The organism is Hanstruepera sp. CR43, from assembly GCF_055227665.1.
In genome coordinates, this window is record NZ_CP200078.1 from 1912882 (window position 1) to 1925806 (window position 12925).

At 35.2% G+C, this 12925-nt stretch carries 15 protein-coding genes and 1 tRNA gene; 11 read left to right on the forward strand and 5 right to left on the reverse strand.

Features of this window, described 5'->3' with window-relative positions:
• Window positions 1–69 precede the first annotated feature (69 nt).
• Window positions 70–2496 carry a TonB-dependent receptor domain-containing protein gene (locus tag ACKXGU_RS08785; protein WP_463464966.1) on the forward strand — a complete coding sequence of 809 codons (2427 nt, stop codon included), beginning with the start codon at window positions 70–72 and terminating at the stop codon, window positions 2494–2496.
• On the opposite strand, the gene ACKXGU_RS08790 is transcribed toward ACKXGU_RS08785, so the two are convergent.
• Window positions 2493–3590 (reverse strand): TolB family protein, encoded by a 1098-nt coding sequence (locus ACKXGU_RS08790; protein ID WP_463464967.1) that lies wholly within the window; start codon window positions 3588–3590, stop codon window positions 2493–2495. The two genes, ACKXGU_RS08785 and ACKXGU_RS08790, sit on opposite strands and share 4 nt — an antisense overlap.
• 62 nt (window positions 3591–3652) lie before the next feature.
• Between ACKXGU_RS08790 and ACKXGU_RS08795 the strand changes: the two genes are divergently transcribed.
• Window positions 3653–4876, forward strand: coding sequence for a M20/M25/M40 family metallo-hydrolase (locus ACKXGU_RS08795; RefSeq protein ID WP_463464968.1), 1224 nt, complete (start codon window positions 3653–3655; stop codon window positions 4874–4876).
• Between the two features lie 3 nt (window positions 4877–4879).
• The gene (gene dusB, locus ACKXGU_RS08800; RefSeq protein ID WP_463464969.1) at window positions 4880–5872 is read left to right on the forward strand and encodes a tRNA dihydrouridine synthase DusB; all 993 of its coding nucleotides are present in this window, start codon (window positions 4880–4882) and stop codon (window positions 5870–5872) included.
• On the opposite strand, the gene ACKXGU_RS08805 is transcribed toward dusB, so the two are convergent.
• Window positions 5860–7074, reverse strand: a complete 1215-nt coding sequence (locus ACKXGU_RS08805) for an ABC transporter permease (protein WP_463464970.1) — start codon at window positions 7072–7074, stop codon at window positions 5860–5862. The genes dusB and ACKXGU_RS08805 overlap by 13 nt on opposite strands.
• Window positions 7075–7470, reverse strand: a complete 396-nt coding sequence (gene rbfA / locus ACKXGU_RS08810) for a 30S ribosome-binding factor RbfA (protein ID WP_103050690.1) — start codon at window positions 7468–7470, stop codon at window positions 7075–7077.
• Between the two features lie 94 nt (window positions 7471–7564).
• On the opposite strand from rbfA, the gene mce reads away from it, so the two are divergent.
• Entirely contained in the window at window positions 7565–7969 is a 405-nt protein-coding gene (mce, locus tag ACKXGU_RS08815) for a methylmalonyl-CoA epimerase (RefSeq protein WP_463464971.1), read from the forward strand.
• A gap of 79 nt (window positions 7970–8048) precedes the next feature.
• Window positions 8049–8122 (forward strand) — tRNA-Ile (locus ACKXGU_RS08820).
• Window positions 8123–8414: 292 nt separating this feature from the next.
• Here the strand turns inward: ACKXGU_RS08820 and ACKXGU_RS08825 are convergent.
• Window positions 8415–8564: a hypothetical protein gene (locus ACKXGU_RS08825; RefSeq protein WP_463467446.1), complete on the reverse strand. Its 150-nt coding sequence runs from the start codon at window positions 8562–8564 to the stop codon at window positions 8415–8417.
• 4 nt (window positions 8565–8568) lie between these two features.
• Here ACKXGU_RS08825 and ACKXGU_RS08830 point away from each other — a divergent pair, with 4 nt between their 5' ends.
• Entirely contained in the window at window positions 8569–8616 is a 48-nt protein-coding gene (locus tag ACKXGU_RS08830; protein WP_463467421.1) for a hypothetical protein, read from the forward strand.
• Between the two features lie 10 nt (window positions 8617–8626).
• Here the strand turns inward: ACKXGU_RS08830 and ACKXGU_RS08835 are convergent, their stop codons facing one another.
• Complete coding sequence (locus tag ACKXGU_RS08835; RefSeq protein ID WP_463464972.1) at window positions 8627–9217, reverse strand: riboflavin synthase; 591 nt, start codon at window positions 9215–9217, stop codon at window positions 8627–8629.
• 61 nt (window positions 9218–9278) lie between these two features.
• On the opposite strand from ACKXGU_RS08835, the gene pdxA reads away from it, so the two are divergent.
• The 5 genes from pdxA to accB all read left to right on the forward strand — a co-directional run bounded on the left by pdxA (window position 9279) and on the right by accB (window position 12837).
• Window positions 9279–10325 (forward strand): 4-hydroxythreonine-4-phosphate dehydrogenase PdxA, encoded by a 1047-nt coding sequence (gene pdxA / locus ACKXGU_RS08840; RefSeq protein ID WP_463464973.1) that lies wholly within the window; start codon window positions 9279–9281, stop codon window positions 10323–10325.
• 72 nt (window positions 10326–10397) lie between these two features.
• A complete protein-coding gene (locus ACKXGU_RS08845; RefSeq protein WP_463464974.1) occupies window positions 10398–10943 on the forward strand; it encodes a YceD family protein in 546 nt (181 codons plus the stop codon).
• Window positions 10944–10945: 2 nt separating this feature from the next.
• Window positions 10946–11149 carry a 50S ribosomal protein L32 gene (gene rpmF, locus ACKXGU_RS08850; protein ID WP_103050696.1) on the forward strand — a complete coding sequence of 68 codons (204 nt, stop codon included), beginning with the start codon at window positions 10946–10948 and terminating at the stop codon, window positions 11147–11149.
• Window positions 11150–11326: 177 nt separating this feature from the next.
• Window positions 11327–12322, forward strand: a complete 996-nt coding sequence (locus ACKXGU_RS08855; protein ID WP_463464975.1) for a beta-ketoacyl-ACP synthase III — start codon at window positions 11327–11329, stop codon at window positions 12320–12322.
• 35 nt (window positions 12323–12357) lie between these two features.
• Window positions 12358–12837 carry an acetyl-CoA carboxylase biotin carboxyl carrier protein gene (gene accB, locus ACKXGU_RS08860; RefSeq protein ID WP_463464976.1) on the forward strand — a complete coding sequence of 160 codons (480 nt, stop codon included), beginning with the start codon at window positions 12358–12360 and terminating at the stop codon, window positions 12835–12837.
• The last annotated feature ends 88 nt before the right edge of the window (window positions 12838–12925 follow it).

Below are 12925 nucleotides of genomic sequence, written 5' to 3' on the forward strand. Positions count from 1 at the left end.
TTTGATTTACGGTAAATCCGTAAACAAAAGTTTAAAACTATTTTTATATTGCATTTCCAAACTAACTCGATGAATCTTAAAACAAAAATTTGCTTACTCATTATAAGCGTATTAGCTGGTGCGTCAGCTTTTAGTCAAGATTTTTCTGTTTCGGGATTTGTTATTGATACACAAGGTAATCCCATTTCTTTTGCCAACATAGTCCTGTTATCCAAAACCGATTCAACAGCCATCAAAGGAACCACTTCTAATGACAAGGGTTTTTTCCTTATAGAACATGTTGATCCAAACAGCTATTTATTAAAAACAAGTTTTATTGGCTATGGAGAACATGATAGAAATATTACCATTGAAAACACTAGTTTAGACGTTGGTGACATTATTTTAGAGGAGTCGGCTGAATCATTGGATGAGATTTCGATTATTGCAAAAAAACCAACAATCAAAAAGGAGGCAGATCGATTGGTGTTTAATGTAGAAAATACCGCATTAAGCGAGGGAAATGTTTTGGAAGTAGTTAGAAGCACACCCGGAGTTCTTGTTTTAGATGGATCTATTTCCGTAAAAAATACGACACCCACTGTCTATATAAACGATAGAAAAGTCCAGTTATCCAGTAGTGAACTCATGAACCTATTAGAGGGATCTCCAGCGAATAGCATTAAATCTGTTGAGGTTATTACTAATCCTGGCGCAAAATATGATGCTTCTGATGGTATTGTGATCAACATCATTATGGGTAAAAATGTAATCACAGGTTATCGAGGCACCATTTTCACCAATTATACGCAAGGATTTTACCCAAGATATAATGCAGGTATCACCAATTTTTATAAAAACAATAAAATTAATGTGTTTGCGAGTTATAGCTATAATAACGATAAAATAGCACGAATTAGTAACGAGCAAGTTAATTTTATTGACAACAGCGACGCCATCTATGAACGATGGAATTCGGATTTTGATAGAACAACCAAATCACAAACTCATACCATAAATACGAATTTTGATTATTTAATTAATGATAATAATACCTTAAGTTTCTCCTCTAACTTGTTGTTTCTTCCAAAATTTAACTATGTTGTTAATGGACAAACAAATGTGTTTGACCCCAATTATTCGGGACTCTATAATTTTGATAACGTTAATAACTCTTCAGACAATAAATATAATTTAGGATTTGATTTGGATTATATCAGTAACTTTAAAGGAGGTGGTAAATTATCCCTAAATGTTCATTTAACAACCTATGACTATAATAGGGATCAGGCAGTTTACAGTAATTACTATTTTAGTGATAGTAATTTGAATTTCTCAAATGCCTTTGAAACTGCTTCTAAACAAAACACCTTAATCAATACAGCTCAAGCAGATTATAGTTTACTATTGTCAGAAAACACAGGGTCGCTATCGTTTGGTGTAAAAGGCTCCTTTGTGAATACCGATAGTGAAATCAATCAGTTTGACATAGAAAACGGAAATGCGATTTTTGATCCCAATAACTCAAATGCTTTTGATTATAAAGAAACCGTTATTGGAGCCTATGCCGAATTTGAAAAGAGTTGGGAAAAGTTTGATTTGAGTTTGGGTTTACGGGTTGAACAGTCTAATATTGAAGGCAAATCATTAGTTACAAACAACACCTTAACCCAAGATTATTTTAATTGGTTTCCTTCGGCACACATTAGTTTTCAAGCATCAGAAAAAATCAATTTTTATTCTAACTACAAAAGGAGCATACAAAGGCCAGACTACCAATCCTTGAATCCGTTTAAATTTTACCTAAATGACAACACAATTGTAACCGGGAACCCTAATTTGCAACCAGCTATAACGGACTATATTGAATTTGGTATCTCGTTGAAAAGCCGGTTTTTTGTACAGACCTACTACAAGAACACTGAAGCCAGTTTTATGGAACTGCCATTACAAGACAATGATAATAATTTGTTGATTTACACACCTACCAATTTAAGCAATACCGTTGAATATGGATTTGACTTTTACACCTTTTTAGATATCACTCAAAAATGGAATATCTATTTCGTAACAACCGTTTATAATGTTGAAGAGAAGGCGACAATAAATGGCAATTTGCTTAACAGGGATATGTGGACCAATTATACAGAATTGAGCAATACACTATCATTTTTAAAAGACAATAGCCTATCCGCAACCTTATCAATAATATACTGGGGTAAAAACCAACAAGGCTTTCAAATAAGTAAGGAACGATTAATTAGCGAACTGTCATTAAAGAAAACTATTTTTAAAGATCGCGGCGCCTTAACTTTATCTGCAGGTGACCTTTTCAATAAACAAGACTTTAAAGTTACGACCAAGTACTTGAGACAGGATAACTCTAGGTTCTTAAATCAGGACAACAGATTTGTAAAACTAGGCTTGAGTTACAAATTTGGAAACACAGGATTAGAAACAAACCAGAGAAGCAAAGACAAAGCCGAACGAGACCGATTGGAAAAATCAGGCAATTAGTCTTGCCATTCTGCAATAAACAAATTGGTGTCATGACCACCACCATTATTACGGTTGGATGAAAAAATTAATTTTTTACCGTCATTAGAAAACACTGGAAACGCATCGAACGTTTCACTATGGGTAACACGCTCCAAGTTCTTTCCATCAATATCAATCAAATATAAATTGAATGGGAAGCCTCTTTCGGATTCGAAATTTGATGAAAACAATATTTTTTCACCACTAGGGTGAAAAAATGGACTCCAGTTAGCATTTCCTAAATTGGTTAATTGACGCAAATCACTGCCATCGGCATTGCAGATATATAATTCCATTTCTGTTGGCTGAACCAATCCTTCAGCCAATAAATCTTTATATTCCTTGATTTCAAATTCTGTTTTTGGTCTTGATGAGCGAAAGATAATTTTTGTTCCATCAGGTGAAAAGAAGGCACCGCCGTCATAACCTAGTTCAAAAGTAATTTGCTTTACATCACTTCCGTCCAGATTCATGGTGTAAAGATCAATATCACCATTTCGAGTTGAGGTAAACACAATTTTATCACCTTTTGGTGAAACAGTCGGTTCAGCATCATAACCCGTTTCATTCGTTAATTGAGCAGTAATATTACCTTCTAAATCTGCCACAAAAATGTCATAGGTATCATAAATAGGCCATATGTATTTACCATTTTTCCGCAAGGGCGTTTCTGGACAGTCATCGCCTCCTAAATGAGTTGAGGCGTAAATGATATGTTTGTTATCCGGTAAGAAATAGGCACATGTTGTACGACCTTTACCAGTACTCACCATGGGTGGCATACGATCTTTAAACACATCATCGACCTGCATTAAAAACATTTGATCACAACTCACATTCCAGCCAGTATTATTGGATTGAAAAACAATTTGTTCATCGTCAAAGCTCCAGTAGGCTTCAGCATTATCGCCGCCAAATGTAATTTGCTTGATAGACTTAAAGTGTTTTTCTTCAGGATATATCAAAGAGTCAACCCATTTTGTGGCACCGGAATTAGCATCGGCTGTTTTTGAGTTGTCATTCTTACAAGAAATGGTTATCAATAAAATAAAAATATAAAAATAAGTTCTCATGTATTTTCCTTGTCAATAAGTGGCAATTATTCTGTAATTTCGCCAAAAATAAGATTATTCACATGAAGAAAATATCGCTGTTAGTACTTTTTATAACGCTATTAGGTTGTAAAAAAGACTATAAACCAGAAAACAGGATTAAAGAAGATGTTACTTTTTTAGCTGATGACAAACTTGAAGGCAGACAAATTGGAACAGAAGGAGAACAGAAAGCTGCCGAATATATTGCCAAACGGTTTGAGGATCTTGGGCTTCAGCCAAAAGGTGCTTCTGAATACTATCAACAGTTTACATTTAGTCCAAACACAGATCCGCATAGTGAGGTGTCTTTTACAACAATGGCTGAAGATGGCACCATTACAGGAACTAACATTTTGGGATATATTGACAACAAAGCAGAAAACACTATAATTATAGGCGCTCATTTTGACCATTTAGGTTACGGTGGAGAAGGGTCTTTGTATAAAGGCGAAAAAGCTATTCACAATGGCGCAGATGATAATGCCAGTGGTGTTGCCGTCATGCTAAATTTGGCGAGTAAACTAAAAGAAACCAATACAGCCAATAATTATTTATTCATGGCATTTTCTGGAGAGGAGATGGGCTTGTTGGGGTCTAATTACTTTGTAAAAAATCCAACCATTGACACCAAGGCGGTAAGTTACATGATAAATATGGATATGGTAGGCAGACTAAAACAAGATAGCACATTAGCAGTTTATGGCACAGGTACTTCGCCTATTTTCAAGCAAGTATTGAATTCTCATAACGATAAGTTTAAACTTATTGAAAAAGAATCGGGTATCGGACCAAGCGATCACACCTCATTCTATTTAGCCGATATTCCAGTACTTCATTTTTTTACAGGGCAACATGAAGACTACCACAAACCAAGTGATGATTTTGATAAGTTGAATTATGAAGGCATGGCAACCATTTCAAACTACATTTTTGAAATTATTACCGATTTAAACGATAATGGAAAACTAGCTTTCAGAAAGACAAAAAACGAAAGCGAGGAGACACCGCGCTTTAAAGTTGGTTTGGGTGTTGTACCTGATTATATGTTTGACGGTAAGGGCATGCGCATTGATGGTGTGAGTGAAGATAAACCAGCACAAAAAGCTGGTTTACAAAAAGGAGACATTGTTATAAAATTAGGTGATAGCGCTATTGTTGATATGATGAGTTACATGCGGGCACTTTCAGTGTTTAAGGAAGGTGATTCTACTAAAGTCAGGGTAACACGAAAAGTTGATACATTAGATATAGATTTAAAATTTTAATTTTTGGTTAAAATAGGCGACATAGAACTTCCTGATTTTCCTCTGCTATTAGCGCCAATGGAAGATGTAAGTGATCCGCCTTTCCGTGCATTATGCAAGGAACAAGGCGCCGATGTGGTATATACCGAATTTGTCTCGAGTGAAGGGTTAATTCGTAATGCTGCGAAGAGTGTGATGAAGTTGGATATTTATGAAAAAGAGCGGCCGGTTGGTATTCAAATTTTCGGGGCTAACCTAGATAGCATGCTTCAAACTATTGACATTGTTGAAAAGTCCAACCCAGATATTATAGACATTAACTTTGGCTGTCCTGTAAAAAAAGTTGTTAGCAAAGGCGCGGGAGCAGGTATCTTAAAGGACGTTTGCCTTATGGAAAACTTGACTGCAGAAATGGTGAAACGAACCAATCTTCCAGTTACCGTAAAAACGCGCCTAGGGTGGGATCATGATTCCATTAAAATTGTTGAGGTCGCAGAGCGTTTGCAAGACGTGGGTTGTAAAGCCATAGCCATACATGGAAGAACGCGAGCTCAAATGTATAAAGGCAATGCCGATTGGAAACCTATTGCCGAAGTTAAGAACAACCCAAGAATGCATATCCCTGTTTTTGGTAATGGCGATGTTGATTCACCAGAGCGCGCTATGGAGATGCGGGATAGTTATGGACTGGATGGCTGTATGATTGGCCGCGCCACAATTGGAAACCCATGGTTTTTTAAACAGGTTAAACATTTTTTTGAAACAGGTGAACATCTACCACCTATATCATTACAAGAACGTGTAGAGGCAGCCAGAAGGCATTTACAAATGTCTATTGATTGGAAAGGCGAAAAACTAGGAGTTTTTGAAACCAGAAGGCATTATACCAACTACTTTAAAGGTATTCCAAACTTTAAGGAATACAGAATGCGCATGGTTACTAGTGATGATTCCAAAGATGTCTTTCAGGCATTTGATGATGTACTTGCAAATTTTTCTGACTATCAATTTGCCTGACTATAAACCAAACTTTTAGTAATTCTTGAGGAGGCTATTTTTGAGGCACCGACACCAAGAATGGAAATCGTTATAAACACAAGAACCACATTCTCTAGTTTAATAGCCATCGGATAGGGCAGCGAAGGCGTTAACATGACTAATCCAAAAGTTTCTTGTAACCAAACCAGTATCAACCCTAAAAGCAATCCAATAAACCCGCCAAAAACAGCCATCATACTGCCTTGTAAAAAGAAAATATTTTTAATATCAGATAGCGTAGCCCCTAAATTATTAAGAGTATGTAAGGTTTTCTTTTTGTCAAGAATCATCATAATTATGGATCCAATTACATTAAAAAGCGCAATAATAAGGATCAAAGTAAAAATTAAATAAACTGCTAAATTTTCAGTGTTGAGCATTTTATGGAGCGCATCATTTAATTCCGATTTGTTCTTCAATACAATTTTGTCACCCAAAATGCTAAAGATTTTCGCTCGAACTTCAGCTTCATTAGCTGTGTCTTTTAATTTAAATTCAATGGCAGAAACTTGATCTTCATTGTATCCCGTTAGATGTTGTGCCATTTCAATAGGCATAAATACGTATTTGTCATTCAATGTTTCATTAACATCAAAGACCCCAACATTTATTGCCTTTACGGAATTAAAGGCTGTTTGGATATCAGTTATTTGACCCTTTCCAGGTTTAGGAATATACAAATCAACTGTTTTGCCATAGTCCATAACACCAATTGATAGGCGATTAGAAATACCCCAACCAACCACTATTTGATTGGATTGTTCAGAAAACCAACTTCCAATAGGTACAATAGAATCTACAGTATTTACCAATCCATAATTGGAATCAACTCCCTTAATAAAGGCGTTTGGATAGCTCTTGCCATCAAAAGAAACAAAAACACGCTCCTCCACAATTTTTGAAATGGCAAGAATATTGTCATCAGCCTTGAGAGCATTTAGTTCAGAAGGGGTAACAATATATGATTTACCAACAGCAGATTCCGCTTTCAAGTCAGGGTCAATCAATGAAGTAAATTCTAGGGTAAAATCTTTCAGTCCGGCAAAACCAGATAGTACGACAAAAAGGGACAATGCGCCAATAATAACACTGATGGCGGCAATGATAGTAATAAAATTTATGGCATTGTTACTGCTTTTTGAAAGCAAATATCGTTTGGCTATATATAATGAAAAATTCAATTATGATTTTTTGCGTTTATCCAAAAGATCAGGATCTGTTATGGGATTGTCTGTTCCCTTTAATGATTTTTCAATATTATCAATATACTCCAAAGAGTCGTCAACAAAAAACTCTAATTGAGGCATTCTTCGCAACTGATTTTTGGTTCTTTGTGCCAGCTCATGCCTTATTTTGGAAGCATTTGAACGTATTCCTTCAATTAACTCTTTGGCTTTGTTGTTTGGAAAAATGCTTAGATACACCTTGCCAATTGATAAATCAACGGTTACGGAAACTTTCGAAACAGAAATTAAAACACCCTGCATTCCACCTTGAGTCGCCGCCTTTTGTAAAATATCGACTAGATCACGCTGTAAAACAGATGCTATTTTTTTTTGCCTTTGACTTTCTTCCATAGTAAGTTTCAATTTTGAGAAACGATGGTACAAAAGTAACGGATATTTGAAGATTATCTTACTTTTACCATCAAAATTAGTAACTTAACAATTCATGAATAAGATTGAACATATAGGTATTGCTGTAAAAGATATTAAAAAGTCTAATGATTTATTTGGCAAGTTGTTTGGAAAGGCACATTATAAAATTGAAGAAGTTGCCAGCGAAGGCGTAAACACCTCTTTTTTCCAGGTTGGTGAAAATAAAATCGAACTTCTAGAGGCTATTAACCCAGATAGTCCTATTGCAAAGTTTATTGAAAAGCGCGGGGAAGGTATTCACCATATTGCTTTTGATGTTGATGATATTGAATCTGAAATTTTAAGATTACAAGAAGAGGGTTTTACTGTGCTAAACAAAATCCCTAAAAAGGGAGCTGATAATAAGTTAGTAGCTTTTTTACATCCAAAATCAACAAACGGTGTTCTTGTGGAGTTATGTCAGGATATAAAGGACTAAAAATGCTTGTAGGGTTTTAAAATATGTAGTAATATTGCACACTCTTTTTAAGAAAAGAGTTATTAGCTTTTGCTAATTCGGTCCTATAACTCAGTTGGTTAGAGTATCTGACTCATAATCAGAAAGTCCCTGGTTCGAGCCCAGGTGGGACCACAAAAAAATGACCTTTCAAAACTTTGAAGGGTCATTTTGTTTTTAGAACCATTTTTAAAAAACCAATTTTTTAAAATTTTCGTATGTGTTTATAAAAATCAACAATACAATCACTTAAATCATATAGAAGACAATTTTTTTCTTTCAGTTATGACAAAAAAACATATATTTGGCATTTCAAAATGCTATTGAAATTAGGGATTAACTGAAAAAAGCTTTTTGTCGAGTTTTTTTGTTGTTTAAAGATGATATAAAGCATTTTTATTTTGTTAAATGGCTTTTTTTTATACATTTACGGACTGATGAAAGTACAAAACAGAAAAATAGTTGCCTCAATCTTATTTTTGCTAATAAGTTTTGTATGCGTGGCCCAAACTGGCCCACCTCCGCCACAACCACCTCCACCACCAGGTTTACCAATAGATGGCGGTGTTATATTCACATTAATTGCTGGATTATTTTATGGGGTATTCAGATCATTGAGATCTAAATAATCATACGTTACTATTTAGTATCCAGAAACAATCTTTTTACATATTTTCCTATCACATCAAACTCCAGATTGACCTCGTCGGTTGGCTTAAGATGCTTAAAAGTAGTATGTTCAAAAGTATAAGGAATTATAGCAACGCCAAACGTATTCTTTTGGGAGTTGACAACTGTGAGACTAACACCATTTATGGTAATTGATCCTTTTTCTATGGTAATATTATGGAAGCGTTTATCATATGAAAATGTAAAGATCCAACTTCCATCTGCTTCCTCAACACTTTCGCAAATGGCTGTTTGATCCACATGACCCTGAACAATATGTCCGTCTAATCTATCCGTCAGTTTCATACCGCGCTCTAAATTTACTGGATCACCTAGTTTAAGTTTGCCAATAGTCGTTTTTTGCAATGTTTCTTCAATAGCGGTTACGGTATAACGGTTGCCCTCGATAGAAACAACTGTAAGGCAAACGCCGTTATGGGACACGCTTTGGTCTATTTTAAGCTCTTGCGCTATGTTAGATTCGATGGTTACATGTAAATTGGACTGTTCTTTTTCTAACATTCTAACAATACCTATTGTTTCAATAATTCCTGTAAACATCTATATGGATTATTTGGTTAAATTTGCTTCAACAAAATTACAAACTTAAGTCACAATATAAATGAAGAAAGAAGAAAATGTTGTCGTTGGAATATCCATAGGAGATTTGAATGGTATAGGAGGTGAGGTAGTGCTTAAAACACTCGAGGATAGTCGGACCTTGGAGTTTTTTACTCCGGTAATTTTTGCGTCGGTCAAGACCATTTCTTTTTTAAAAAATCATTTTAATTTTAATGTATCCTTTAACGGTATAAATAATTTGACAGATATCGTTCATGGCAAAATTAATGTGTTTAATGCCTGGCACGAGAAGGTTGATATTAATTTTGGTGAAGAAAACCCTAAAATGGGCGAGTTGGCTATTAAGTCCTTGGAAGAAGCCACTAAAGCACTAAAATCTGATGCGATAGATGTTTTGGTTACTGCGCCAATCAATAAACACAATATTCAATCAGACAAGTTTAAATTCCCGGGTCATACAGACTTTCTCAATAAAGAATTAGAGGGTGAAAGTCTGATGTTTATGGTATCCAATGGTTTGAAAGTAGGCCTTCTGACAGACCATGTTCCTGTTAAGGACATTTCTAAAAACATCACAAAGACACTTATAGACAAAAAAATCAATACGGTTTATTCCACACTCCAAATGGATTTCAATATCAGACGCCCAAAAATTGCCGTTTTAGGTATTAATCCGCACACAGGAGACAATGGTGTTATTGGAAAAGAAGATGACACGGTACTTAGACCAGCACTCAAAGAGTTAGTTGATTCTGGTAAGCTAGTTTATGGACCCTATGCAGCGGATAGTTTTTTTGGTTCGGGCAATTATAAAAACTTTGACGCCATTATTGCCGCCTATCATGATCAAGGACTTATTCCTTTTAAAACCCTATCGTTTGGTAAAGGGGTCAATTACACAGCTGGTCTATCTAAAATTCGCACTTCACCGGACCACGGAACTGCTTATGAAATAGCTGGAAAAGGGGAGGCCAATGAAAGCTCCTTTAGAGAAGCGATTTATTTGGCCATTAAACTTTATAGAAATAGATTGGAAAACAACAACTTAAATGAAAACCCATTAAAAAAAGGTCAAAAAAAGATATAAACAAAAAAATGTTTATAACCGCTATAAGGTAAATAATATTTTATATATTTGCAGGCTCAAAATAGATGGAGAATGAAGGAATTGAAAACATTTACAATCCCTTTTGTTGGGTTAAAAGAAGGAAAACATCAATTTGAGTTTAAAATAGATAAGGCGTTCTTTGATTTTTTTGATTATCAAGATTTTAACGATGCTTCAGTTGAGGTAGTTTTAGAATTAAATAAAAAAACGACATTGATGGAATTGAATTTTCAAATTTCTGGATTTGTTAACGTTTTTTGTGATTTAACAAACGAGCCATATGATCAAGAAATCTCAAGCGATTTTGATTTAGTGGTAAAGTTTGGAGATGAATTCAATGATGAAGAAATAGACTTATTGATTTTGCCTCATGGAGCCTACGAAGTAAACGTGCAACAGTATATCTATGAGCTTATTGTTTTGGCAGTACCCAGTAAGAGGATACACCCAGGGGTCACAGACGGATCATTAGGTTCAGAAATACTTGATAAATTAGAAGAATTAAGTCCCAAAAAAGAAACATTGAATAATCCGGGTAACGAAACAGACCCGAGATGGAATACTTTAAAGAAACTATTAACGGATAAAGAAGAATAAAAATGGCACATCCTAAAAGAAAAATCTCTAAAACGAGAAGAGATAAAAGAAGAACACATTATAAGGCAACAGCTCCGCAAATTGCTACGTGTCCTACTACTGGAGAAGCACACTTGTACCACAGAGCTCATTGGCACGAAGGGAAACTTTATTACAGAGGTCAAGTATTGATTGACAACTCTGAAGAAGTAGAAAACTTGGCATAGTTACTATGCATGCATATAATAAAACGCTCATTTATGAGCGTTTTTTTTATGATAAATTTTTATAGAAAGCAAAAACCTCTTAATTTGCATAAAATTAGACTAAAACTGGCTGATTTTGTTCAAAAATTGACAAAATCAGTATTTTTTATAGGGTTTTAGTTAAATAGTTATAACGGTATGAGTAAAATCTCAGCAGCCATAACAGCTGTAGGTGCATATGTGCCAGATTATGTGTTGACCAACCAAATACTTGAGACAATGGTTGACACCAATGACGAGTGGATTACCACCCGTACAGGAATTAAAGAAAGAAGAATTCTAAAAGAAGAAGGAAAAGGCACATCTTTTCTTGCCATAAACGCCGCCAAAGATCTCATTAATAAAAAAGGATTAAATCCTAAAGAAATAGATTTAGTGATTGTTGCTACTGCAACACCCGATATGAAAGCCGCTGCTACAGCTGCTTACACTGCAACTCAAATAGGAGCTACAAATGCTTTTTCATTCGATTTAGAGGCAGCATGTTCAAGTTTCTTATATGGCATGTCTGTTGCTGCTAGATATATTGAATCTGGCAAATACAAAAAAGTCTTATTAATAGGAGCCGATAAGATGTCTTCAATGATTAATTATGAAGACAGAGCTACCTGTATTATTTTTGGAGATGGCGCAGGTGCTGTTCTTTTTGAACCAAATGAAGAAGGATTTGGCTTACAAGATGAGTACTTAAGGAGCGATGGTTCTGGAAGGGATTTTTTACAAGCAACTTACGGAGGCTCCTCTTATCAAATTACACCTGAAGCTCTTGAAAAAGGAGGGCAATATGTTTTTCAAGACGGAAAAACGGTATTTAAGAACGCTGTATTCAATATGGCAGATGTATCTGAAAAAATATTAGAACGAAACAATCTTACTAATGAAGATATAGCATGGCTGGTTCCTCATCAAGCAAACAAGCGTATTATTGATGCTACGGCCAGTAGAATAAATCTAGATCCAGAAAAGGTCATGATGAATATCCATAAATATGGAAACACAACTTCAGCGACATTGCCTTTACTGCTTAACGATTATGAATCTCAATTAAACAAGGGTGATAAGTTAATTTTTGCCGCATTTGGCGGTGGATTTACTTGGGGCTCTGTATATTTAACATGGGCATATAACTCCTAACTAACAAACTAACTATTTTTAAAAATTGAATAATTATGGATTTAAAGGATATTCAAAATTTAATAAAATTTGTAGCTAAATCTGGAGCTAGCGAAGTCAAGCTAGAAACAGAGGATGTCAAAATTACCATTAAAACAGGTGGTGATGACAAAGAAACAACTACTTATGTACAACAAGTACCAGTCAGCGCGCCAATACCGCAAGCTCCTCCAGTAGCAGCAGCGCCTGCACCTGCAGCAGCGCCTGAAGCAGCACCAGCAACAGATGACTCAAAGTATATTACTGTAAAATCACCTATCATTGGGACATTGTATAGAAAGCCTTCTCCGGACAAACCTGTTTTTGTTGAGGTTGGACAAACAATTAAAGAGGGAGATGTTCTTTGTATTATAGAAGCGATGAAGCTATTTAATGAAATTGAATCTGAAGTTTCAGGTAAAATAGTTAAAATACTTGTCGATGATGCATCGCCTGTTGAATTTGATCAACCTTTATTTTTGGTTGATCCTTCATAACCTTTTAAAGATTCCAATTCTCTTCCCATATAAATGGGACTCAAAAATCCAAAAACTTGGAGTTTGGAGTTTGGAATTTGAAATTTTT